Raw genomic sequence first — 24,602 nt, 5'->3', positions numbered from 1 at the left:
GTTGTGTTGTATTCCCAGCATCGTCCTTCAAGTCACAAACACCGTCAGCAGTGTCCCCTCCCCTTGCGGGGGAGGGTCAGGTAGAGGGGAGCCGCAATCGACGTCGCTTGTGGCGCCCCCCGCTCCCGTCCGCGCTTTCGCGCGGCCACCCTCCCCCACGAGGAGGGAGGGGACGATGGAGCCGAGGTGTCGGCAATTCAGGCAAGCTGCGTACAACGAAAGCCGCCGGGCCGAACCTGTACAGCCAGCCGAACATTTGCGAAAAATGACGATCGCGGGCGCATTTCGTCCCGCCGCATCTTCTCAAAAGGCTCGCATGTCCCCTGTTGCCCGCTTCGAACTGATCCTGCTCTTGATGGCCGTGATCGTCGCGCTCGATATTGTCGCGCGTCGGCTGAAGCTGCCGCCGGCGGCGGCGCTGATCCTCGGCGGCGTCTGTTTCGCACTGATTCCCGGCGCGCCGGATGTCGAGATCGATCCCGACCTGGTGCTGGTGCTGTTCCTGCCGCCGCTGTTGATGTCGAGCGCGTGGTTTACCTCATGGCGGGATTTTCGCGCCGATATCCGCATCATCCTGCAGCTTGCGGTCGGCGCGGTGTTCTTCACCACGCTGGTGGTCGGCGTCGTCACGCATTGGGTGATGCCGTCGCTGCCATGGGCGGTGTGTTTCGCGCTCGGTGCCATCGTCTCGCCGCCGGATGCGGTGGCCGCCAAGGCGGTGCTGTCCTCGGTGCCGCTGCCGCGACGGGTGGTCGTGCTGCTGGAGGGTGAGAGCCTGGTCAACGACGCTTCCGGCCTTGTGCTATTCCGCTTCGCCGTGGCCGCCGCATTGACCGGCAGCTTCTCGATCGGTGAGGCGTCGCTGTCCTTTGCCTGGCTCGGCATCGGCGGCATTGCCATGGGCGTCGCTTTCGCCGTCGTGTCGATCTTCGTCATGAAGCGCATCCGCGACAGCGACCTGATCATCGTCTGGACCTTCCTCAATGCCTGGATGTCGTACATCGCGGCCGAAAAGCTCGGCGTGTCCGGCGTGCTCTCGACCGTCGCCTGCGGCATCATTCTGGGCTGGAAGCAGCATGAAGTGATCAACGCCGCGACGCGGACCCGCGCTTTGGCGGTGTGGGGCGTCGTGGTGTTCGCGCTAGAGTCGCTGGTGTTCATTCTGATCGGGCTGTCGCTGCGCGGCATCCTGTCCCGGCTGGGCAATACAGACGCGCTGCTTGGTCTGTTGCCCGCCACGGCGGCGATTGTCGGCACGGTGATCCTGGCGCGTTTCGTCTGGATCTATCTGGGGACCTATCTGCCGCGGCTGCTGCTGCCGTCGCTCCGCGCGCGCGACCCCTATCCGCCGCTGGCGGTGCCATTCATCATGGGGTGGGCCGGCATGCGCGGCGTGGTCAGCCTGGCCATCGCGCTGTCGCTGCCGGAAGGATTCCCCGGTCGGGATTTTATTCTCGCCGTCACCTTCGCGGTGATCCTGGTCACCGTGCTGCTGCAAGGCACCACGCTGGCGCCACTGGCGAGGCTGCTGGTGAAGGAGGACTTCACGCTGGCGCATGGGCCGCAACTGACCGAAGCGCAGGCTCGCGCGCGCGTCGCTGCGGCGCAACTCGCTGCCCTCGAAAAAGAGTCGCTGAAGCCGGACGGCACCCATCGCCACCCACGGCTGATCGAGCAGTACAATTATCGGGTCAACGCCGCGAAGCGCTTTTCAGAAGAGAGCGAAACGCTGGCGCCGCATCGCACCGACCATTACAACGCGGTGCTGGCGGCCAACGCCGCCGGCCGCACCGAACTGCTGCGGATGCACCGCAGCGGCGAAATCCACGATTCAGTGCTGCACGAGATCGAGCGGGGGCTCGACCTCGAAGAGGTCAATGTGCGGCGGTTTGTGTAGTTACGGCCGATCCGCCGGATGCGCAGGGGTCGGGGTGGCCGGCTCATCATCCGCCAGAGCGCGCCACGCGGCGCCGTCGAGATCGTCATATTGCCCTGATTTCAACGACCACAAGAAGCCGCCGAGCCCAACCAGGCCAAGCGCGAGCGCCAGCGGCACGAGGATGACCAGTACTTCCATCAGACGCTCTCCTTTGCCACGCGGCGTGCGCGCACCGCATTGAGCATCACCAGGATCGACGACCCCGACATCGCGATTGCGGCGATCAGCGGCGTCACCAGTCCGGCGATCGCGATCGGCACCGCCAGCGCGTTGTAGATCACCGCCAGCCACAAATTCTGCCGCATGATGCCAAGCGCCTTGCGCGAATAGTCGATCGCGGCCACTACCGGCGCCAGCGGCTTGCCGAGAAAGACGAGATCGGCGGTGGCCTGGCTGAGATGCGCGGCCGAGATCGGCGACATCGAGACATGCGCCGCGGCCAGCGCCGGCGCGTCGTTGAGGCCGTCGCCGACCATCATCACCTTGACGCCCTGCGCCTTCAATTCGCTGATGCGCGCGATCTTTTCGGCCGGCGTGACGCCGGCGCGCCATTCCACGATTCCGAGGCTTTCTGCCGCGGCTTCCACTGCAGGTTCGCGGTCGCCCGACAGGATTTCCACTTTGATGCCGCGGCGGTGCAGCGCCGCCACCGTCGCCTGCGCATCGGGGCGAAGCTGCTGGCGGACCGCAAAGACGTAGCGGGTGTCGCCATGGCGGAACGCTACCGCGGACATTTCCGGATCGTTGCTGAGAATGGCATTGGCCATGTCGTCGGCGTCGCAGAACGACGGCCGGCCGAGCCGGACCTCGACGCCATCGACGACGCCGTGAACGCCCTGGCCCGGCTGTTCGACGATGCCCGTGAGCGGCAATCTGGCGCCGGACGCGCGCGCGACCGCGGCCGCCACCGGATGATGGCTGGCCAGCGCCAGCCGGCCGGCGAGCTCCAGCATCTCCGGCGGGATCTGCGCGCCGTTGGTGAGGTCGAGATCCGGCATCGTCAGCGTGCCGGTCTTGTCGAACACGACGTGATCGACCGCCGCGGTGCGCTCGATGGCGTCGCCGGAATTGAGCAGCACGCCGGCCCGGAACATGGCGCCGGCCGCTACGGTCTGCACGGTCGGGATGGCGAGGCCGAGGGCACAGGGGCAGGTGATGATCAGCACCGCGACGGCCGTGACGATCGAATCATGCCAGCTCGCCCCCGCCAGCACCCAGCCGAACATCGTCAGCAACGCCGCCGCATGCACCACCGGCGCATAGAGGCGCGAGGCGCGGTCCGCCAGCATCACGTAGCGCGAGCGCGCCTGCAGCGCGTGGTCGAGCAACCGGGTGATCTCGGCCAGCAGCGTGCCTTCGGTCGCCGCCGAGACCCGGATCCGCAGCGTACCGGAAATGTTCATGGTGCCCGCATAGACCGCAGTGCCGCGCTCGGCCGGGGCATACAAGGTCTCGCCGGTGATCAGGCTCTGGTCGATCTCGGAATGACCCTCGATCACCGTGCCATCGACCGCGCAACGCTCGCCGGGGCGCAGCAGCACGATATCGCCGACACTGAGTGCGGCCACCGGCACGTCGCTGATCTCCTGGTCGGAGATGAATTTGGTCGCGGTCTCGGCCTTCAGCGCCGCCAGATTGCCGGCCACCGCGCGGGTACGGCGGCGCATGTTCTGGTCGAGGTAGCGGCCGAACAAGAGGAAGGTCAGCAGCATGATCGCCGCATCGAAATAAGCGTGCTCGGCGTGGTGGATGGTCTCTACCACCGACATCGTCAGCGCGGTGATGACACCGATCGAGATCGGCACGTCCATATTGGTGGTGCGGGCGCGCAGCGCGCGCCAGGCCGAGATGAAAAAGGGTTGTCCGGCATACGCCGCCGCCGGCAACGCGACGATGGCCGACAGCCAGTGGAAGAAGTCGCGCTGCTCCGGCATCATGTCGCCGGCACTGCCCGACCACACCGGTACCGACAGCATCATGACATTCATGGTGGCGAAGGCGGCGACGCCGAGGCAGCGCATCAGGAATTTCGACTGCTCGGTCTCGACCGCTTCGGCGCGTACCGTCTCGAACGGATAGGCCTTATAGCCCAACTCGGCGAGGCGATCGATGAAGCGGCCGGGATCCAGCGCTCCGCGCTTCCACTCCAGCGCGATGCGCTTGTCGGTGAGGTTGACGCGCGCCAGCGTCACATGGGGGATCGCCGACAGGCCGCGCTCGATCTTCGCCATGCAGCCGGCGCAACTGACGCCCTCGACCGCAAGGTCGATATGCGACAGGCCGGGCTCAAGGTCCCGGATGTAATGCGAGAAGTCGCGCGTGGCTTGCATGGGCCGTCCCTAGTTCAGCACGATGCGGTTCTTGGACAAAAACAGGCGCTTGCCGGCGACGTCGCCTTCCAGCACCAGATCCCACAATCCGGGCGCCAGCGCCGCCACTTCGCCGCGATACGCCGCAGTGCCGGAGGTGGCGAGTTCGACGGCGCGGTCGGCACGCCGATCCGCCGGGCGCTCCAGCCGGCTCGAGAAATTCAGTCCCTGGATCGGCGCGCCATGGCGGTCGCGGGCCTCGACGCGGACCTCGGCTCGGCCATCGGCGCCGCGCGCAACATGGGCATTGACCTTCCAAGCCCGCGAGGCCTGCTCGTGCGCTGCAACGATCTCTTTTTCGTAAGCGAGGCTGGCACTGTAGGCGCTATCGACCTCGGTACCCGGCAGCGTATCGATCGCGAATTTCGCCAGGGTGAGGTTGACGCCGATGATCACGCCGAAAAACGCGATCAGGCAGATCAGGACGGTGCGGCCGGTCAACGGTCGGACAGTAGTGGTCGTGCTCATGCGGTGGTCCTCGGAACGCTCATGGAGAAACAAAATTATCGGTGCCGGTTGCGACTTCGCCGAGCCCGAGATCCGTCACCCGCATTTTCAACGGGATCGATTTCTCGGGATTGCTTGCCGCAGGCGCCGTGACCAGCACGCGCAATTCGGTCGTGCTGTCGCGTTTCACCACGATCATCGGCCGATCAGGCGTGACCGAATCCGCGCCTACGACGTGAACCACGGCGTTGGTGGGCCCCTCGATGTCGAGGGCTACGACGCGATCGAAGCCACGCTTGTTGAGCAGCCGCACCGTATAGGCATTGCGGATCGAGCCGTCGCTGAGCCGCACCGCGATCGGGTTGCGGTCGTGCAGCACGTTGACGTCGAGCAGCGAGCGATTCAGCAGCGCATAAAGCATGATGCCGCCGACCACGGCGATGATCGCGGCGTAGACCAGCGTGCGCGGCCGGACGATCTTGTAGATCTCCGCCTTGCCCTCCGCGCGGCGCTGGATGTTGATGTCATTGTCGTATCCGATCAGGCGGGTCGGTCGGCCAACCTTGGTCATCACGGTATCGCAGGCGTCGATGCACAGCCCGCACTGGATGCAGTCGAGCTGCGAACCGTCGCGGATATCGATCCCGGTCGGGCACACCGCTACGCATTGATAGCAATCGATGCAATCGCCGGCGGGCTGTCCGGCGGCGCGCAACTCGGCGGCCTTCTTCAGCGAGGTCCGTTCTTCGCCACGATCGCGCTTGTAGGTGACGTTGAGCGCCCATTCGTCAGTGAGCGCCGCCTGGATGCGCGGCCACGGGCACATGTAGACGCAGACCTGCTCGCGCGCGAATCCGGCCAGCAGATAGGTCGTGCCGGTCAGGATGGCGATCCAGATATAGGCGATCATCGGCGCCTGGAAGGTAACGAGCTGCGTCACCAGCGTCGGCGCGTCGTTGAAATACAATACCCAGGCGCCGCCGGTCCACCACGCGATCATCAGCCAGATCGAGTGCTTCAGCAGGATTTCCGCGAAGCGCTGCAGCTTCAGGCCGCCCTTGTCGGTATCGGCATCCTTCTTCATGCGCTCGCGGCGGTCGCCTTCGACCAGGCGCTCGACGGCATAGAACACATCAGTCCACACCGTCTGCGGGCACAGATAGCCGCACCAGATCCTGCCGCCGATGGCGTTCATCAGAAACAGCGTCAGCGCCGCAAGAATCAGCAGGCCGGTAAAATAGTAGACTTCCTGCGGCCACAGCTCGATGAAGAAGAAATAGAAACGGCTGTTCGGGAGATCGACCAGCACCGCCTGGTTGGGCGCACCGATACCGCGATCCCAGCGCACGAAGGGCAACAGGTAATAGACGCCGAGGCAAAATGCCATCAGCCCCCATTTGATGCGACGGAAGGTGCCCGAGACATGCTGCGGGTAGACCTTCTTGTGAGGCGCATAGAGCGGGCCGAGATCGTCCGATGCCATTTCGGAAGTGGTCAGTGGCTTGTTCATGGGGTCATCTCTCGTCTTGGAATGACCCTAACCTCAAATGCCGCGGCTGATTTGATCCACCTCAATCGCCTTCGCTGTCTGCCCCCATCCGCCCCCCCCCGCCGACGGCCTATTGGCCGCCGCCCAGCGTATGCACGTAGACCGTCAACGCCTTGATGGTGGCGGGATCCAGCCGGCCGATCCAGGCCGGCATTACGCCGTTACGCCCATTGGTCACGGTCTCGATGATGGTCGCTTCATCGGAGCCGTAGAGCCAGATATTGTCGGTCAGATTTGGGGCGCCCATCTCCGGGTTACCCTTGCCGGCGTCGCCGTGGCAGGCCGCGCAATTGTCAGCGAACAGTTTGGTTCCCGCTGCGGCATCGTAACCCTTGGCGGTCGGCAGGCCCGCCAGTGAGCGCACGAAATTGGCCACCGTGACGATTTCCGGCTTCTTCAACGTACCGTCGCGGCCGAAGGCGAGCATCTGGCCTTCGTGGGCTTCGGCATGGCCCGAACGGATGCCATATTGCAGCGTCTTCTGAATCTGGTCGAGCGAACCGCCCCACAGCCAGTCGTCGTCGTTCAGGTTCGGATAGCCCTTGGCGCCGGCGGCGCCGCTGCCGTGGCAGGGCGCGCAATTATCGCCGAATACCGCCTTGCCGCGGGCCCGTGCCAGTGCCAGCAGAGCGGGATCCTTCTCGATCTCGGCCAAAGGTGCCGCGCCCAGCGTGACCATCTTGTCGCCGCGGATCTTTTCCAGATTGGCAAGCTCGACGGCCACATCGGCACGCGACGAATATTGGATGACGCCCGTCGTATGGCCCGTCAGCAGCGGCCAGGCCGGATAGACGATCCAGTAGCCGAACGCCCATATGATGCACGCATAGAAGGTCAATACCCACCAGCGCGGCAACGGCGTGTTCAGTTCCTTGATGCCGTCCCAGGAATGACCGGTCGTGGTCTTGCCAGTGGCGGCGTCGAAGTTTTCGTCATGATGAGCCATGATACGGTCAATCCTCTCGCAGCGGCATGCGGGCCGCCGCATCAAACGTCGCCTTGTTGCGCGGCCAGAGGGCGTACACGACGATGGCAATAAAGATTCCGACGAACAGCGGCGTCCAGAGCGAGACGACGAGATCCGAAGCGAAGTTTTGAACGGTCAATATCGCGCGCATGGGCCTCTCCTCAGCGGAGGTTTGCTTTTTCGTTGTAGAGCTTGAAGTCGACCAGCGTGCCCAGCATCTGCAGGTACGCGATCAGCGCATCCATCTCCGTGGGCGCGCCGGCCTTGCCGTCGAAGTTGCGCGCCACGGCCTTGGGATAGCGCTTGGCAAAGGCATCGGCTTCGGCACTGTCGGGATCGGTCTGCGTCTTTAGATCGGCGACGGCGTTCAGAATCTGATCTTCCGAATAGGGTACGCCGATCGCGCGGTTGGTGCGCAGGTGGTCCGCGATCTGATTGAGGTTGACCTCGGTTTCAGCGAGGAACCTGTAGCCCGGCATGACCGATTGCGGAACGATGGCGCGCGGATTGCTCAGATGCGTGACGTGCCATTCATCCGAATATTTGGCGCCGACCCGCGCCAGGTCCGGCCCGGTGCGCTTGGAGCCCCACTGAAACGGATGGTCGAACATGCTTTCTGCGGCGAGCGAATAGTGCCCGTAGCGCTCGACCTCGTCGCGCAGCGGCCGAATCATCTGCGAATGGCAAAGGTAGCAGCCCTCGCGGACATAGACGTTGCGCCCGGTCAGTTCCAGCGGCGTGTAGGGACGCACGCCGTCCACGACCTCGATCGTGCTCTTGAGATAGAACAGCGGCGTGATCTCGACGAGACCGCCGACGGCGATGACCAAAAGAATACCCACGATCAGGACGATCGAGTTCTTCTCGAAGATTTGGTGTCGGGTCCAGAATGACATCGATCAGTTCCTCACTCGGCCGCTTGCAGGGACGGGCCGGCTGGCAGATGCACTTCGGATTCGGCTTCGCCCACGCGCACCGTCATCCACAAATTGTAGGCCATGATCAGCGCTCCGATCAGGAACAGCCCGCCGCCGATTGCGCGGATGATGTAGAAGGGATGCATCGCCTCGACACTTTCGATGAACGAGTATTCGAGGAAACCCAGCGAGGTGTAGGCACGCCACATCAGACCCTGGAGAATTCCGGATACCCACATCGCGGAGATGTAGAGAACGATACCGAGCGTCGCGACCCAGAAGTGCCAGCTCACCAGACGCAGGCTATAGAGCTGCTTGCGCTGCCAGATCCACGGCACCAGGCAATACAGCGCGCCGAACGAGACGAAGCCGACCCAGCCCAGCGCGCCGGAATGCACGTGCCCGATGGTCCAGTCGGTGTAGTGGCTGAGCGAATTCACCACCTTGATCGACATCAGCGGGCCTTCGAAGGTGGACATGCCGTAGAATGCGACCGATACGACCAGCATGCGCAGCACCGGATCGGTCCGCAGCTTGTCCCAGGCGCCCGACAGCGTCATCAGGCCGTTGATCATGCCGCCCCATGACGGCATCCACAGCATGATCGAGAACGTCATGCCGAGCGTCTGCGCCCAGTCCGGCAGTGCCGTGTAGTGCAGATGGTGCGGGCCGGCCCAGATATAGAGGAAGATGATCGCCCAGAAATGCACGATCGACAGCCGGTAGGAATAGATCGGCCGCTCCGCGCGCTTCGGAATGAAGTAGTACATGATGGCGAGGAAGCCGGCGGTCAGGAAGAAGCCGACCGCGTTGTGGCCATACCACCACTGGAACATGGCATCCTGCACGCCGCCCCAGGCGACGTAGCTCTTCGAGCCGAAGAACGAAACCGGCAGCGCGGGATTGTTGCCGAGATGCAGCACGGCGATGGTGACGATGAAGGCGAGATAGAACCAGTTGGCGACGAAGATGTGCGGCTCTTTACGCTTCATCAGCGTCGCGACGAACACCAGCAGATAGGTCACCCAGACGATCGTCAGCCAGAGGTCGGCGTACCATTCCGGCTCGGCATATTCCTTCGACTGGGTGACGCCGAGCAGATAGCCGGTGCCGGCGATCAGGATGAAGAAATTGTAGCCCAGCACGACGAACCACGGCGCGAGGTCGCCAGCGAGTCGGACCCGGCCGGTCTTCTGCACGACATAAAAGGACGTGGCGAGCAGCACGTTTCCGCCGAAGGCGAAGATCACCGCCGAGGTGTGCAGCGGACGCAGCCGGCCGAAGCTGGTCCAGGGCAGATCGAAATTCAGCGCCGGCCATGCCAGTTGCAGCGCGATCAGCAACCCGACCGTGAAGCCGGCGATGCCCCAGAACATCGCCATGAACGAGGCGAACTTGATCGGGCCGAGGTTATAATTCGGAACACCGTTGATTTCCTGCGGTGGCAACGCCGAGCGCTCGAAATAACGATTGAAGATCGCAAAGACGGCCACCAGGCTTGCCGCGCCCCCCAGCGCGGCATGGAAGGCAAACGGCGCATCCTCTGCCCTGGCAGCTCCGAGGATACAGAGGAACACCGCTGCGGTGAATAGCGCGGCCAGTCCTGACTCGCCGAAGGTCATCCATTTAACGTCGCTGTTTGGCTGCATCGCGATTTTCCTCGTGGTGTCGTGAGTTCAATCACGAGAAAGCCGCAAACGATTTGATGAAGGTCAAAGTCGGGGGCCTTGCCCAGGAAATTTTCAATCGAGCCAGCAGCCGGGATCCCGATCGAGGCGAGCGCCCATGCGCTGTACCCGACAGTAAAGCGCCAGGCTGCATCCGGATTCGATGCATCCTGGCGTCTTTGACTGAACCGCGGCTGACGCAGCGGATACGGATCGTGGCCCGCCGCTCAGTGCGACATCAGCACCCAGCATGGCGGCTCGTTGAGGATCGAATTGCTGGCGCCGCCCCAGACCCACTCGTTGAGCCTGGAATGATGGTAGGCCCCCATCACCAGCAGATCGATCGCATGCGCCTTTACCTGCGTTGCAAACACCTTGCCGACCGGACCGCTGCCGCGCTTCACGATCTCGAAGCTGGCGGTGACGCCATGCAGGGCCAGATGCGTCACCATGGCGGCGCCGGATTCGCGCTCGGCCGCTGTCTCGGCGTCGGTCACGGTGAAAATGCGGACCGTCGCGGCCGCCTGCAACAGCGGAATCGCGTCGGCAATGGCGCGGGCGGCCGGTGCGGAGTGGTCCCAAGCAATGGCAATATGTTTGACGTTCGACACCAGCCCATCCGCCAGATTTTCGGGGCACAGGATGATCGGACGGCCGGATTCGAAAATCAGCCGCTCGACCAGGCTTTCGAGGTTGGCATGATGCGGCCGGCTCGGCAGCAGCGTCAGATCGGCGAGCCGCGCGGTCCGGGCGAAATACGCCGCCACGTCGCGCTGCGGCAGCCGCTGGATGGCGTGCACGCTGCGCGCGCCCAGACGGACCGTGGCGGCCTCGAACGCGGCGACCAGACCCGTGACGTTCGCCAGGGCTTCAGCCGCCTCGGTGGCGCCGGAAATCATTACATGCGGTCGCACCGCGACGCCGACATCGAGTTCGATCGCCACGGCGGTGATGCGCGCGCCGACATCCACGGCCAACGCGATACATTTTTCGATCGCCGCAATCGCCGCGGGGCTGGGTTCGCCGACCAGCGGCAACAGAATGTCCTTGATGGCCACGTTCGTCTCCTTTGAAGTAATGTCAGCTGAAAAATGCGCTGCAGTTCAGACCGCCTCGCCCGCGCTGCGCACCAATGCGCGCATCACGTCGTCGCGCGAAATGACGCCGGACAGCCGGCGATCGGCCTCGATCACCGGCATGCTGCGGATGCGGTGATCGACCATCAACTGGAGCACCCGCGTCAGTTTTGTTTCCTTGCCTACATAGATGAATTCGGTGGTCATGACCTCCGCGACGGTCCGCTGCATCAATTGTTCGTAGCGCGGCAGGATATGGTCGGGCGTAAAGACGAAGCAGGCCAGGTAGTCGAATTTCGAGACAAGCCCGACGACGTGCTCGTTTTCCTTGACCGGATAGGCATTGAAATTATCCTGGTCGAACATCTTGCCCAGCTCGCGCATCGTCAGCCCACCGGTCACGGTCTTCACCGCGGTGGTCATGTTTTCGCCGGCGGTTTGTTCAAGAAATTTGTACAAGAAGCTGTCCTATTCGGTGTACGGCGCGGCCCGCTGTCGCGCCGTGAACTCCCCCGATTGCTGCATTCCATCACAACGGGGCAGACCTGCTGTTGACCAAAGTCAAAAAAACGCAGCGGTTGTGGCCAGGCCGGCTTGCCTGCCACTGACCTTCATGTTTCGGTCGCGCAATGGAACATGCTAGAACCGCTTCAGGCGCAGGGCCTAGCCGCGAACGAAGGCGCAGAATTGCAGCACCAGACACGACTTCCGAGTGACACCAAGCAGCGTGGCTTCGCCATGTCGGGCGTCGGCACGTGGGAGATCGACCTGGCAACCCGCGAAATGACGTGGTCCTCGATCACCCGCGCTCATTTTGGCGTGACGTCATCCGAAACGCTTTCTCTCGCACGGTTTTTGGCCCTGCTGGAGCCGGAAGACCGCAAACGCACCCGACAGGCGATGCAACGCTGCTTCAAGACCGGTTGCCATTTCGATATGGAATACCGGATCGTCCGGCCGGATACGGGTCCGCACTGGATCCATATCAAAGGCGGCATGATCGGCGGGCCGGACGGCGCGATGACCCACCTCAGCGGCGTCGTGCTCGATATCGACGAACAGAAGCGACTGGAGGAGAGGCTGCGCACCCGGGAGGCGCATCTGATCTCCATCCTGGACACCGTGCCCGACGCGATGGTCGTAATCGACAAGACCGGCACGATTCAGTCCTTCAGCCTGGCGGCGGAGCACATGTTCGGCATCAGCGGCCTTGAGGCGACCGGCCAGAACGTCAGCATGTTGATGCCGGAGTCGGACGGCTCTCACCATGACCAGTACTTGAAGCGCTACGACAAGACGCGGGAGCGGCACATTATCGGCATCGGCCGGATCGTCACCGGCCGCCGCCACGACGGTACGAACTTCCCGATGCACCTGTCGATCGGCGAGATGCAATCCGGCGGTGAACGCTTCTTCACCGGCTTTATCCGCGACCTGACCGAACAGCAGCAAACCCAGATGCAACTGCAGTCCCTGCAGTCCGAGCTCATTCATATGTCACGCCTGACCGCGATGGGCGAGATGGCCTCGGCGCTGGCCCACGAGCTGAACCAGCCGCTGGCCTCGATCAGCAATTACATGAACGGTTCGCGTCGCCTGCTGGAGGCCAGCACCGATCCCGCCGTGCTGAAGATCCAGAACGCCCTCAACAAGGCGGCGGAACAGGCGGTGCGCGCCGGGCAGATCATCCGCCGGCTACGCGATTTCGTGTCGCGGGACGAATCCGAGAAGCGCGTGGAGAGCCTCGCCAAGCTGGTCGAGGAATCCGGTGCGCTCGGCCTGACCGGATCCCGCGAACAGGGCGTTCTGTTGAATTTCCACCTCGATCCCCGGTTCGACCGCGTGATAGTCGATCGCGTGCAGATCCAGCAGGTGCTGGTCAACCTGTTTCGCAACGCCGTGGAGGCGATGCAGAACGCGCCGAAACAGGAATTGTCCGTGACCAATGGACGGGCGCCCGACGACATGATCGAGATCGTCGTCACCGACACCGGCAGCGGCTTCAGCAATGAGGCCGCCGCCAAGCTGTTTCAGACCTTCTTTACGACCAAATCCACCGGGATGGGCGTCGGGCTGTCGATCAGCCGGTCGATCGTCGAGGCCCATGGTGGAAAATTATTGGCCGAAAGCAATCCCTTGGGCGGCGCCACGTTCCGCTTCACCCTGCCCGCCGCACCTTCCCAGGATCTTACCCATGTCACTTGAAGGCACGGTCTACGTCATCGACGATGACGCAGCGATGCGCGAATCGCTCGAATTCCTGCTCGATTCGGCGGGTTTTACGGTGACGCTGTTCAGCGACGCCTCGGTGTTCCTGGAGCAGATGCCCGGACTTTCGTTCGGTTGCGTCGTGTCGGATATCCGGATGCCGGGGATCAACGGAATCGACCTTCTTCGCAGCCTGAAGATGAAGCGCTCGGAATTGCCGATCATCATCATGACCGGCCACGGCGACATCCCGCTGGCGGTGGAAGCGATCAAGCTCGGGGCTTTGGACTTTCTCGAGAAGCCGTTCGAAGACGAGCGCCTGATCGGGGCGATCCGCACCGCCTTCAAGCAGGGCGAAGACAGCGCCAAGAACAAGGGCGCCGCGATCGATCTGGCGGCGCGCATTGCCAGCCTCAGCCAGCGTGAGCGCCAGGTGATGGACGGTCTGGTCGCCGGGCTCTCCAACAAGCTGATCGCCCGCGACTATGCGATCAGCCCGCGGACCATCGAGGTCTACCGGGCCAATGTCATGACGAAAATGCAGGCGCGCAACCTGTCCGAGCTGGTCCGGCTGGCGGTGCGGGCCGGCGTGCTCGGGGATTGAGGCAGATCAACGGGCGGCTGGCGATTTCGGTTATGTTTGCCGATCATATTTGCTCGTGCAGCGGCATTATTTTCAATGAGCATCCCGAAACCGACCATCCTGGTCCTTGATGACGATGTGCCTGTGCTCAGCTCGCTGCAATTCCTGCTGGAAACGCACGACTTTGCAGTCCGGACGTTTCGCAGCGGCGCGTCGATGCTGGACTGGGCCACGCTACACCCCTCCGATTGCATCGTGATCGACTACAAGATGCCCGAACTCGATGGTCTGCAGGTCGCGGCGCAGTTGCGCGCCCGCGGTGTTGCGACGCCGGTGATCCTGGTGACCGGCTTTCCCGACGACTCGATCTACATCAAGGCAGCGGCAGCCGGCATCCAGCAGGTCCTGCTCAAGCCAGACCTGGAAGACAGCCTGATCTCCCGTATCACCAGTATGCTGCCGGCCGCCAATGCTGGAGCGGACGCGCATACGAAGGACATCCGTAAACCTACTTAGGGCAATGCCCTTAAGATAACGGACCAAATATCGGGAGGCGCCTGTTACCGCTTACAAGTGGCCATCAACAAGGAGATGGCCATGCTCAACCAATCAGCTGCACTGACCGAACCAAAATCGCTTTTTGCACGGGCGATGTGTCCAGCCGTCCCGGATGACCAGTTCGCGACCGTGATGGGCCTGGCGAGCATGGTGGCGACCAGCTTCCGCTACCAGAAGGAAGAGGAGATCTTCGGCGAAGACGAGACCGCCGAATATGTCTACCAGGTCGTGCACGGCGCCGTCCGCACCTACAAGCTTCTGTCCGACGGTCGCCGCCAGATCGGTTCGTTCCATTTGCCGGGTGACGTGTTCGGCCTTGAATACGGCTCAAAACACCGCGCTACCGCGGAAGCCCTGTGCGCCACCGAAGTCCGGCTGATCCAGCGCCGCGCTTTGGAAAATGTCGCGAAGGTCGATGTCCAGGTGTCGCGCCTCCTCTGGAACGTGACGTCCGGCGAGTTGCGTCACGCCGAGGACCACATGCTGCTGCTCGGCTGCAAGACGGCCATGGAGCGGGTTGCCGCCTTCCTGCTGGAAATGGACCGCCGTCTGGCCGTCGCCAAAATGGTGGCGCTGCCGATGTGCCGCCGCGACATCGGCGACTATCTCGGCCTGACGCTCGAAACCGTGTCACGGGCTTTGTCACAGCTCCATGAACAGGGCGTGCTGGACTTTTCCGGCGCCCGCCAGATCGTGATCAAGAACCGCCAGCGCCTGCGCGACATCAGCGAGTGATCGGGAACGGCAATGGCGCCCAGACAGCCGATCTTGCCGGGTGGCCGGTAGGTTACTGAAAAGGCTTGGCTTTGTTCTTTTCGGCCTTCCCGGTCGTCGGCTTGACCGCTACGTCGCTACGCCCTAGAACGCTTCCTTAGAATCGTTCTAAGGAATTGCCATGAAGTCCTTGATCAAGCTTACAGCGGCAGAGATCCTTGCCCTTGCCATCAACAGCGAGGAAGAGGACAGCCGGACCTACTCCGACTTTGCAGAAGGGTTGAGGGCGGAGCATCCCGACACCGCTCGCATCTTTTCCGACATGGCCGCCGAGGAGAATGACCATCGGCGCGCGCTGATCGATCTCTATGTTTCCAAATTCGGCGAGCACATCCCGCTGGTGCGGCGCCAGGACGTCCAAGGCTTCGTTCCACGAAAGAAGCTCTGGCAGGTCCGGCTGAGCGGCATCGACGCTGTACGGCAGCAAGCCCGGCAGATGGAACAGGACTCCCAGCGATTCTATCAAAACGCCGCCAACCAGACGACGGATGCCGATATCCGCAGGCTGCTCGGCGACCTCGCCGCTGTCGAAGCCACGCATGAGCGCCGGGCAGCCGACATCGAGCGCAAGCGTTTGCCCGACGAGGCCCGCGGCCGGGAAGACGAGGAGGCCCACCGCAGTTTCATCCTGCGTATCATCCAGCCCGGCCTGGTCGGTCTGATGGATGGGTCGGTCTCGACCCTCGCCCCGGTATTCGCGGCGGCGTTCGGCACCCATGATCCCTGGACCGCCTTCCAGGTCGGCATCGCCGCGTCGCTTGGCGCCGGCATCTCGATGGGCTTCGCCGAAGCGCTCGCGGACGACGGCAAGCTGTCGGGCCGAGGCACCCCCTATCTCCGGGGTACGGTGTGCGGGCTGATGACCATCGCCGGCGGTATCGGCCATACGCTCCCCTACCTGCTGCCGGATTTTTACACCGCGACCATTCTGGCGGTCGTCGTCGTATTCCTGGAATTGCTGGCCATTGCCTTCATCCAGTGGCGCTACATGGACACCTCGCCGTTCTCGGCCGCGGCCAAGGTGATGCTCGGCGGCGGGCTGGTGGTCGCAACCGGCATTCTGATCGGAAGCAGCTAGGAGCGCCGCATTCCGATGAAACCGAAGAAGACGGTCGCCGAACTGCAAAAGATCATCCGGCAAGCTTCGCGGGACATCGGCCCCTGGCCGGCGAACATGGCCCTCCTCATCTATCCGCTCGATAACAGCTGGCGGATCATGGTGAGCTATTCGGATGCCGCGCAAACGCCGTTTCGCGACCGGCTGATGGAGCTCAGTCGGCAACTCGCCGAACTGTACGATCTGGACGCTGCCGCGCAGCGATGATGGCGCCGGCCAGCAAGGTTTTGCACGGAGCCGGAACGACGACGTCTTTGATGCAGGTCAACTCGCGACCAGGCAGTACGACTTACTGAAGTGATCCGTCAGAAGGACACACCGCTCATGCGACAGCCTTTCGTCCAACTCGTACTTGCCGTCGTCCTGATCACGCCAGCGCTTGCTATGTCACCGGCGGAACAGCGCGGCAGGACTTTTGCGCTGACAAATTGCGCCGAGTGCCATTCGATCGATCGCGTGACGTCCAGTCCGCTCAAGATCGCGCCGCCCTTCCGCACCCTGCACACGCGCTATCCGATCGAGACACTGGCCGAAGCCCTGGCGGAAGGAATCGTGACCGGCCATCCGACCATGCCGCAATTCCAACTGGAGCCGGACCAGATCAACGATTTTCTTTCCTTCCTCAAGACGCTCGAATAGACCCGCCCCCCCGCAGCGCGACCGGGACCCCTACATCGACACAACCGTCCAACCGATCACGTCTCTGGACAGCCGCCCGAAGGCGTCGTTATAGGCGGCAACCGCCGCGGCGGGTTCGAGCGTGTCGAGCTTCTGGCGTTGCTCGAACAGCCGCGACGCCTTGACCTTGCCATCCTTGTCGAGGAGGCGCGCCGACAGCGCGATCACCGCCATGGGCTCGCCGTCCGTCGTGATCTCGAAACGCCTGACGTCGAGCACCAACTGGATATCCGGCGGCGGCGCATCCGCCGCGCGCAATGGCGCGTGCGCGATATCGTAGTTCTCGAACCCCTCGATCAGCCGCGCCTGCAACAATTTTGGAAGGCTATCGGCCCACATCGCATCCGCGAACGCCGGCATCTCCTTTGCCGGCGAGAACAGAAAACGCTGGGTTTGCAGCATCGCGACGGCGGTCGGCTCCGGCAGGCCGAGTTGGGCTTTCAGCGTGCGGCCGGGTGCTGCGGCATCCTGCACCGCGTGCAGATCGTAGGTGGTCTTGGGCGCAGCGGCCCCGCCGCCGGTCATTTTCTCGAGACCGGCGACGATGCCGTCGAGCTTTCCGGTGTTGCGCGCCAGGCCGTCCGTAAAAACCTGCAGGTTGGAGATCGTCGTCTTCAGCGCGCCCGCATTGTCCGCCAGTACGCCATCGACCCGACGCAGCGTATCGCGCGCCGCCTGGGTCATGCTCTGGCCGGCACCGGGATCAGCGATCAAGGTGGTCACCTTCGCACCGCCGGCTGTGAGCTTGCCACCTTCCAGCGCCACCACCGGCACGCCCGTCAAACCCTGGAATTCGAGGCCAACCTTGGTATCGGCCCGCACCGGCGTGGCGGCGGCAACAGAGATCGTCACATTGACGCGACGCGCATCTTCGGACGCCAGTGCCAGATCGGTGACCTCTCCGACGCGAATGCCGTTGAACAGCACGCCGGCGCCGACCAGCAGGCCGGGCACCGAGCCTTCGAACTGCACATGATAGTCGGTGCGCGGCCCGAGCCCGCCGGTGTTGTGCAGCCAGTAGACGAAGCCGAACACGGCGACGATGGCCGCCAGCACGAAAGCGCCGACAATAGTGAAGGGGGCACGGGTTTCCATGGCTCAACTCGCTTTCGGCTGCAGCATCAAAGAGCGCTTGCCGTGGAAATAGGCCCGCACCCAGGGATGTTCGGATTGCATCAGCTCGGACATCGGCCCGATGGCGACGATCTTGCCGTCGGCCAGCGCCGCCACGCGGTCGCAGACGGTATTGAGGCTGGCGAGGTCGTGGGTGACCATGAACACGGTCAGTCCCAGCGTCTTCTGCAGGGTCTTGATGAGGGCATCGAATTCACCGGCGGCGATCGGGTCCAGACCGGAGGTCGGCTCATCCAGAAACACGATGGCCGGATCGAGCGCCAGCGCGCGCGCCAGTGCCGCGCGCTTGGTCATGCCGCCGGACAGTTCGGAGGGAAACTTGTCGCCGTCCTCCGCCGTGAGCCCGACCATTTCCAGCTTGGCATTGGCGATCTCGTCGAGCAGCGCGTCTGACAGCACCAGATTCTCGCGCAGCGGAAACTGCACGTTCTGGCGCACCGTCAAGGACGAGAACAACGCACCCTGCTGGAACAGGATGCCCCAGCGGCCCGCCGCCGCCTGGGTGCGGCGCTCATGCGTCGAACCGATCGTCACCCCCATCACCTCGATCGCGCCGCTCTGTGGCGGGATCAAACCGATGATGGTCCGCATCAGCACCGACTTGCCGCCGCCCGACGCGCCGACCAGGCCGAGGATCTCGCCGCGGCGCACATCCAGCGCCAGGTGATCGATCACCACGCGCTTGCCGAAGCCAACCACGAGGTCGCGGACACGAATGGCGAAGCTGGCGGGATCCGGCATCGTCACATCCCGACCGATGCGAAGAAGATCGCAAACAGGCCGTCCAGCACGATCACCAGGAAGATCGACTTCACAACCGATGTCGTCGTCTGCTTGCCCAGCGACTCCGCGCTGCCTTTCACCCGTAGCCCCTCGCTGCAGGCAACGATGCCGATCACCAGCGCCATGAACGGCGCCTTGATCATGCCGACCTCGAAACTGGCGATCGACACCGCATCGTGCAGCCGCGCGATGAAGATCGCCGGCCCCATGCCGCCGTAGAACCACGCCACCAGGCCACCGCCATACAAAGCGGCCATCGAGCCGATGAATGTCAGGATCGGCAGCGCCAGCACCAGTGCCACGATGCGCGGCAGGATCAATACATCGACCGGGTCGAGCCCCATGGTGGAAAGGGCGTCGATCTCCTCGCGCATTTTCATCGAGCCGAGCTCGGCCGTATAGGCGCTGCCGGACCGGCCGGCCACCATGATGGCCACGATCAGCACGCCCAGTTCGCGCAATACCAGGATGCCGACCATATCGACGACATAGGAATCCGCGCCGAACTTGCGGAAGTGGAAGATGCCCTGCTGTGCAATGATGGCGCCGATCAGGAAGGTGATCAGCACGACGATGGGAATCGCCTGCCAGCCGACCCGGTAGAACTGATAGGTCAGCGAGGTCAGCCGCAACGTCCGCGGCCGGCGCAGCACGCGAAGGCTGGCCGCGCAGAGCGCGCCCAGCATCTGCAGGAACACGGCCATGTCTTCGCTGGTGCCAAGCGCCGCGCGCCCGAGATCGTCCAGTCGGGCCGCGACAGGATTGCGCGCCGCAGCGGGCGCCGGCGTGGTGCGGTTGACCTGATGGACCTCGTCGAGCAACCCGGCATAGTTTTCCGCGACGCCGGTCATGGCGGCCGGGTGTCCCTCATGCGCCCCGCGTCGCGCGATCTTTTCGAGCAACCAGGCGCCCAGCGTATCGAGTTCGCGAACGCCGGACATGTCCAGCCGGACAGCGGTTGCAGCATCGACCTTTGGCGCGACATCGGCGGAGAGCCGTTCGAGGACTGCCGCATTGGCAGCGATCCACGAACCGGCCGGACGCAGTTCGAGGCCACTGTCATTCGATAGGGCGGTCAGCACGGGTGCAGTGGTCAAGGCGACGTCCCTCGCGGGTTCAGTCGCCTATCCTATCCGTTGGCCCTGCCGCACCGTTGACCTGAATCAACTCGGCAGCGCCATTACAGTGCTCGCAGGCTCCAGCGCCGTTGTGATCGACCGAGGGTCATGACCGACGGCCGCCCCACGCCAGCAGATCTGCCGTGGATAGCGGGGGCGCATAAAGATAGCCCTGGCCGATGTCGCAGCCGAGATCGCAAAGGAAGCGGGCAATTTCGGCGGTCTCGACGCCTTCTGCCACGACGTCCACGTTGAACTGATGCCCGATCTCGATCGACCCGGTGACGATCTTGCGCATGCTGTCATCGACCAGGCAGTTGGCAACGAACGATCGATCGATCTTCAGCTCGGTGAAGGGAATCCGTGTCAGCAAGGCGAGCGATGCATAGCCGGTTCCGAAATCGTCGATCGAGATACCGATGCCCTTGATCCGAAGACGTAACAGAATATCGACGGCCTTGGCATGATCGGCGATCGCGAGGCTTTCCGTGACTTCAACAATAAGATTGTTGGCCGGCAAACCATGCTTCTGCAACAGATCCTCGATCTCGTCGGGCAGTGACAGATCCGACAGCAAGGCCGGCGAAAGATTCACGGCCAGCTTGAAGCTGGCATCACGCCTTGCCATCATCGCGGCCATTGGAAATGAGTGTTCCATGACCGATTCCGTGATGCGCCCGATATGACGAGATGCCTCCGCCGCCGGGATAAATTCCACAGGCGGGATCCGGCCATGGCCGGCTTGGTCCCACCGCGCCAGGGCTTCGCAGCCGACCAGACGGCCATCGGACAATGCCACCTTGGGCTGAAACTGGGCATAGAATTCGGACCCGCACAGTCCGCGTTCGATCATGGCCTTGGTCACCGGCTCGCTTCTGACCGGAACTGCGACAATTGCCCGCCCGACGGAGTCTTCGAAAAGACGGCGCAGATCGGCCGGCCTGAACGGCTTCTGGATCGAACAGGCATCCGTCACGCCGATGATCTCCGCCATCCGGACAGCGGCCTCAAGAATCCCGTCGTCACATCCGCTGATGAAAATGATGCGCGGGGCGCCTGGCAGGCTGGCAGCTAACCGAAGCACCTCGATACCGTCGTGGCTGCCGAGCGCGAGATCGATCGTGATGCATTGGAACGGCTCGCTTTCGAGCGCGACCACGGCGTTGTCGAAGCATGTGACGTTCGTCACCTGATAGCCATTGCTCGCCGCAATCGAGGCAATGATCAGGCCCTGCGCCTTGTCATCGTCGATGATCAAGGCGCGGCGCAACGACGGGGTGGATGGGTGCATCATTCGATAGTCAATTCCCAGGTAACCCGCTTTTGTAACATTAGATTCAAATGAAACCGTAAACAGGAACGCAGAAAGTTGGCCAACGAAAACCGTAGTCCTACGGAGCCGTGAAAACACCGATTGGGTAATATCGAAGGTAGTACACGAGATCAAGCTGCCGTCCTTCGAACTTTCGCCGGCCGGATTATCGCATGGTTAACCGTTCGCCCGCTCAACGGTTGCCATCGATATCATGACGCTGGAGAACGCTGCCACGCGGGCATCGGCATTCAACAGAAGAAAGATCGTTATGTTCGCCAACGGCAGTCCGGAAAAGTCCAGCGTCGCTCGCCCTGGCCACCTGGAAGACAATGACGCACCACGCCTGCTCGTGATCGACGACATCAAAGTTCATCGCATGATCATCTGCCGAATCGCCGAAAGAGCGGGCCTCAATCCGGTCGAAGCTGACGGTTGCGCCGCCGTGATCAGCGTTCTCTCGGTAGCCTCATACTGCGGCGCGACGCTCGACCTGTCGCTGGGAGAACGGGCCGGCACCGAAGTGCTCAGCGAACTCGCGCGCTATGATTTCCGGGCACCGATCATCATCATCAGTGGTTCTGACCCACGGACGGCGGAGGAAGCGCGGCAGATGGGTATCGCGCTCGGACTCGACATGCGCGAGCCTGTTCCGAAACCGGCGGACCTGGCCAGTCTCCGCCGCCGCTTCGTCGAACTCCGCGCCACCGCCGAGATCGGTCTGCGTTCATGACGAGCGCGCAGTGGCGGCTCGGGCCGGGGCGTCCGATCTGGATTCTGGCCACGGCCACCATCTTTCTGGCGGTCGCGATCAGCACGATGAGCATTTTTCTTGTGCTCAACCTGCGCGATGAGACGATGCGGGCTGCGGAGACCAGCCTGAAGCGTCACAGTCTCACGCTGGCGGGCCAGGCGGAGCGCTCTTTCCAGTCGATCCATCTGATCCTGTCGAGCATCGGCGATCATCTCGCGCTGCAGGGCGTTTACGACAATGATAGCTATGTTGCCGCGATGCGCCACAAGGAGACCTTCGAATTCCTGCGCGCCAAATTGGCCGGCTTGCCGCAGCTCGAGGCGATCACGATGATCGATGCCTCCGGCACACTAATCAATTTTTCCAGATACTGGCCGATTCCTGACGTCAACGTTGCCGACCGGGATTACTTCAAGGCGCTGAGCCGCGATCCGACGCTATCGACTTTTATCAGCGAGCCAGTAAAGAATCGCGGAAGCGGCACCTGGAACATCTACATCGCGCGCCGGGTGAATTCGATCAACGGCGAGTTCGCCGGGCTGATCCTCGCGGCCATTTCGCTGCAATATTTCGAAGATTTCTATCGCTCGATCTCGCTCGGCGCCGGCAGCAGCCAAGCGCTGCTGCGCGACGATGGCACGTTGCTGGCCCGTTTTCCGGCGTCGTCAGAGATCGGCAAGATCGTCGCAAGCGAGGACGTCAAGCGGCTCGCCGCGGCGGGCAGCGGATCAGCCCGCGGAGCCAGCCCGTTGGACGGCCTTGAACGCATCAAGGCCGTCAAGAAGCTGGCGGGCGTCCCCCTGACCATCATAACCACCCAGACGGAAGACAGCGTACTCGCGGGATGGCGCAAGACCGTCAAGCTGGTCGCGGGATTTACGGGAGGCATGGTTCTGGTGCTGATCCTGGCGGCGATGGTCGTTGCGCGGAAGTGGCAGCAGCAGGAATTGTTGCGGCGGGTGCAGGCGGAGAAACAGGACGCCGAAAGCGCCAAGGTGCTGGCGGAGACCGCGCTGCTGCGGCAACAGGAGCGCGCGGCCGAGGCCGCCAATCGCGCCAAATCCAACTTCCTGGCGGTGATGAGCCATGAAATCCGCACCCCGATGAATGCGGTGATCGGATTGACCAGTAGCCTGCTCGATTCCGACCTGGCGGCCGACCAGCGGGAGGTCGTTCAAGCGATCCATACGGCGGGTGACGGTCTGCTCGAGATTCTCAACGACATTCTGGATTTCTCGAAGCTGGAGACCGGCAACTTCACGCTGGAGAACATCCCGTTCGCGCCGATCTCCGTGCTCGACAACCTGGTCGGCGTGGTCCGGGCGAGCGCCGGCGCCAAAGGTCTCCAACTCCGATTCGAGGGTGCCGCGGAGATGCCGCCGGGGCTGCTCGGAGACGCCGGTCGGATCCGCCAGATCCTGCTGAACCTGACGTCGAACGCGATCAAATTCACCGCCAAGGGCGAGATACGCGTCACCTTCGAGTGCCTCCAACGCACCGAGACAAGCGCCCGGATGCGCTGGACGGTTACCGACTCCGGGATGGGCATCGCGGAAGACCGGCTGGGAAGCGTTTTCGATGATTATACCCAGGCCGACAGCTCGGTCAGCCGCCGGTTCGGCGGGTCCGGCCTCGGGCTGTCGATCTGCCGGCGGCTGGTCGAGCAGATGGGCGGCGAAATCCGCGCCGCGTCGCAGCCGGGCCACGGCTCGACGTTCCAGTTCGAGCTGACCTTGCCGATCTGCGATGCCCCCTCGCTGCAGGCGGGCGAAGAAGATTGCTCGATCGCCCTGCTTCGCATGCGGATCGATGAATCCGGGCGCCCGTTGCGCATCCTGATCGTCGATGACAACCGCACCAACCGGCTGGTGGCGTCACGCATGTTTCAGGAGTTCGATGTCGTCATCGTCGAAGCCTGTGATGGGCTCGAGGCAATCGACGCCGTCGAGACGCACGAGTTCGACATCATCTTCATGGATATGCGGATGCCGGAGATGGATGGCTTGACGGCGACCAGCATCATTCGGGCGTCGGGCGGCCGTCTGGCCCGTGTCCCGATCGTCGCCTTCACGGCCAACGCGTTTGCGGACGACCAGGAGGCCTGCATGCGGGCCGGCATGAACGACTTCGTCGCCAAGCCGGTGCGCAAGAAGTTTCTCGTCCAGGCGGCGCTCCGGGCGCTGTGGGGCGCCGACATCGAGAATCTGCGCGGCAGTGCTGCGCAGATGTCGGATACGTTCGGCAGCGCGCCCGCAGGCATGCCGTCCGACGACACCGAGGTGTTCTGTCGCCGGCCGTTCGACGAACTGGTCGCAGAAATCGGCGCCGGCGATGCGTTGGAAGCCTACCAGGCCTTCATCGACGATACGGTGGAGCGCCTCGACCGGCTGCAATCAGGCGTTCCGCCGGGACACGACGTGGTCAAGGTCGATGCCCATTCGTTGAAATCAACCTCGGCCACCTTCGGTTTCGACCGCATGTCGGAGCTCGCAACCCGCCTGGAAAGAGAAGCGGAGCAACTGGAAGCCGCCGACGCCCGCGCCATTCTGGCGGCCCTCCGGCGGGCGTTCGACGACGGCGTGGCTCAGTTCGCCGCCCTCAAGCAAGCGGCCTGATCGTGCAGCCGATCGACAACATCCCCGCGGCAGCCTG

Annotated in this window: 24 protein-coding genes; 10 read left to right on the top strand and 14 right to left on the bottom strand. The window is 63.3% G+C overall.

The genetic code is table 11. The features are described from left to right. The first annotated feature begins 316 nt into the window (after nt 1-316). The gene (locus FIU28_RS02810; protein WP_143571576.1) at nt 317-1,897 is read left to right on the top strand and encodes a Na+/H+ antiporter; all 1,581 of its coding nucleotides are present in this window, start codon (nt 317-319) and stop codon (nt 1,895-1,897) included. On the opposite strand, the gene ccoS is transcribed toward FIU28_RS02810, so the two are convergent. The 10 genes from ccoS to FIU28_RS02760 form a co-directional block, all read right to left on the bottom strand. Next, a complete protein-coding gene (gene ccoS / locus FIU28_RS02805; protein ID WP_143571575.1) occupies nt 1,898-2,077 on the bottom strand; it encodes a cbb3-type cytochrome oxidase assembly protein CcoS in 180 nt (59 codons plus the stop codon). It abuts the gene before it with no gap. Continuing rightward, the gene (locus FIU28_RS02800; RefSeq protein WP_143571574.1) at nt 2,077-4,269 is read right to left on the bottom strand and encodes a cation-translocating P-type ATPase; all 2,193 of its coding nucleotides are present in this window, start codon (nt 4,267-4,269) and stop codon (nt 2,077-2,079) included. Before FIU28_RS02800 ends, ccoS begins: the two co-directional genes overlap by 1 nt. Before the next feature lie 9 nt (nt 4,270-4,278). Beyond that, complete coding sequence (locus tag FIU28_RS02795; protein ID WP_143571573.1) at nt 4,279-4,776, bottom strand: FixH family protein; 498 nt, start codon at nt 4,774-4,776, stop codon at nt 4,279-4,281. Between the two features lie 19 nt (nt 4,777-4,795). Next, the gene (gene ccoG, locus FIU28_RS02790) at nt 4,796-6,265 is read right to left on the bottom strand and encodes a cytochrome c oxidase accessory protein CcoG (protein WP_143571572.1); all 1,470 of its coding nucleotides are present in this window, start codon (nt 6,263-6,265) and stop codon (nt 4,796-4,798) included. A 109-nt stretch (nt 6,266-6,374) separates the two neighbouring features. Further along, entirely contained in the window at nt 6,375-7,250 is an 876-nt protein-coding gene (gene ccoP, locus FIU28_RS02785) for a cytochrome-c oxidase, cbb3-type subunit III (RefSeq protein WP_143571571.1), read from the bottom strand. A 7-nt stretch (nt 7,251-7,257) separates the two neighbouring features. Then, entirely contained in the window at nt 7,258-7,422 is a 165-nt protein-coding gene (locus FIU28_RS02780; protein ID WP_143571570.1) for a cbb3-type cytochrome c oxidase subunit 3, read from the bottom strand. A 10-nt stretch (nt 7,423-7,432) separates the two neighbouring features. Then, a complete protein-coding gene (gene ccoO, locus FIU28_RS02775; RefSeq protein WP_143571569.1) occupies nt 7,433-8,167 on the bottom strand; it encodes a cytochrome-c oxidase, cbb3-type subunit II in 735 nt (244 codons plus the stop codon). An 11-nt stretch (nt 8,168-8,178) separates the two neighbouring features. Beyond that, a complete protein-coding gene (gene ccoN, locus FIU28_RS02770) occupies nt 8,179-9,837 on the bottom strand; it encodes a cytochrome-c oxidase, cbb3-type subunit I (RefSeq protein WP_441351647.1) in 1,659 nt (552 codons plus the stop codon). A gap of 245 nt (nt 9,838-10,082) precedes the next feature. Continuing rightward, entirely contained in the window at nt 10,083-10,913 is an 831-nt protein-coding gene (locus FIU28_RS02765; protein WP_143571568.1) for a universal stress protein, read from the bottom strand. Nucleotides 10,914-10,958: 45 nt separating this feature from the next. Continuing rightward, entirely contained in the window at nt 10,959-11,390 is a 432-nt protein-coding gene (locus FIU28_RS02760) for a CBS domain-containing protein (protein ID WP_143571567.1), read from the bottom strand. A 279-nt stretch (nt 11,391-11,669) separates the two neighbouring features. On the opposite strand from FIU28_RS02760, the gene FIU28_RS02755 reads away from it, so the two are divergent. From FIU28_RS02755 to FIU28_RS02725, 7 genes are all read left to right on the top strand, one after another. Then, nucleotides 11,670-13,136 (top strand): sensor histidine kinase, encoded by a 1,467-nt coding sequence (locus FIU28_RS02755; protein WP_143576000.1) that lies wholly within the window; start codon nt 11,670-11,672, stop codon nt 13,134-13,136. After that, nucleotides 13,126-13,743 (top strand): response regulator FixJ, encoded by a 618-nt coding sequence (gene fixJ, locus FIU28_RS02750; protein ID WP_143571566.1) that lies wholly within the window; start codon nt 13,126-13,128, stop codon nt 13,741-13,743. Before FIU28_RS02755 ends, fixJ begins: the two co-directional genes overlap by 11 nt. A gap of 75 nt (nt 13,744-13,818) precedes the next feature. Beyond that, nucleotides 13,819-14,238, top strand: a complete 420-nt coding sequence (locus FIU28_RS02745; protein ID WP_143571565.1) for a response regulator — start codon at nt 13,819-13,821, stop codon at nt 14,236-14,238. Nucleotides 14,239-14,319: 81 nt separating this feature from the next. Further along, entirely contained in the window at nt 14,320-15,015 is a 696-nt protein-coding gene (locus FIU28_RS02740) for a helix-turn-helix domain-containing protein (RefSeq protein WP_143571564.1), read from the top strand. Nucleotides 15,016-15,175: 160 nt separating this feature from the next. Further along, entirely contained in the window at nt 15,176-16,132 is a 957-nt protein-coding gene (mbfA, locus tag FIU28_RS02735) for an iron exporter MbfA (RefSeq protein ID WP_143571563.1), read from the top strand. Between the two features lie 15 nt (nt 16,133-16,147). After that, nucleotides 16,148-16,378: a hypothetical protein gene (locus FIU28_RS02730; RefSeq protein WP_143571562.1), complete on the top strand. Its 231-nt coding sequence runs from the start codon at nt 16,148-16,150 to the stop codon at nt 16,376-16,378. A 117-nt stretch (nt 16,379-16,495) separates the two neighbouring features. Next, nucleotides 16,496-16,810 carry a c-type cytochrome gene (locus tag FIU28_RS02725; protein ID WP_143575999.1) on the top strand — a complete coding sequence of 105 codons (315 nt, stop codon included), beginning with the start codon at nt 16,496-16,498 and terminating at the stop codon, nt 16,808-16,810. A 30-nt stretch (nt 16,811-16,840) separates the two neighbouring features. Here the strand turns inward: FIU28_RS02725 and FIU28_RS02720 are convergent, their stop codons facing one another. The 4 genes from FIU28_RS02720 to FIU28_RS02705 form a co-directional block, all read right to left on the bottom strand. Next, nucleotides 16,841-17,944, bottom strand: coding sequence for an ABC-type transport auxiliary lipoprotein family protein (locus tag FIU28_RS02720; RefSeq protein WP_143571561.1), 1,104 nt, complete (start codon nt 17,942-17,944; stop codon nt 16,841-16,843). Between the two features lie 3 nt (nt 17,945-17,947). Continuing rightward, entirely contained in the window at nt 17,948-18,724 is a 777-nt protein-coding gene (locus FIU28_RS02715) for an ABC transporter ATP-binding protein (protein WP_168202846.1), read from the bottom strand. A gap of 2 nt (nt 18,725-18,726) precedes the next feature. Continuing rightward, complete coding sequence (locus FIU28_RS02710) at nt 18,727-19,863, bottom strand: MlaE family ABC transporter permease (RefSeq protein ID WP_143571559.1); 1,137 nt, start codon at nt 19,861-19,863, stop codon at nt 18,727-18,729. 127 nt (nt 19,864-19,990) lie between these two features. Beyond that, nucleotides 19,991-21,331: an EAL domain-containing response regulator gene (locus FIU28_RS02705; RefSeq protein WP_143571558.1), complete on the bottom strand. Its 1,341-nt coding sequence runs from the start codon at nt 21,329-21,331 to the stop codon at nt 19,991-19,993. A 79-nt stretch (nt 21,332-21,410) separates the two neighbouring features. On the opposite strand from FIU28_RS02705, the gene FIU28_RS02700 reads away from it, so the two are divergent. Together FIU28_RS02700 and FIU28_RS02695 are read left to right on the top strand one after the other, a co-directional pair. Further along, entirely contained in the window at nt 21,411-21,929 is a 519-nt protein-coding gene (locus FIU28_RS02700) for a response regulator (RefSeq protein WP_246660842.1), read from the top strand. Then, nucleotides 21,926-24,565 carry a hybrid sensor histidine kinase/response regulator gene (locus FIU28_RS02695; RefSeq protein WP_143571557.1) on the top strand — a complete coding sequence of 880 codons (2,640 nt, stop codon included), beginning with the start codon at nt 21,926-21,928 and terminating at the stop codon, nt 24,563-24,565. Before FIU28_RS02700 ends, FIU28_RS02695 begins: the two co-directional genes overlap by 4 nt. Nucleotides 24,566-24,602: the final 37 nt, after the last annotated feature.

The organism is Tardiphaga sp. vice154 (genome assembly GCF_007018645.1).
Lineage (GTDB): Bacteria > Pseudomonadota > Alphaproteobacteria > Rhizobiales > Xanthobacteraceae > Tardiphaga.
This window is presented reverse-complemented; position numbering and strand designations above follow the sequence as displayed.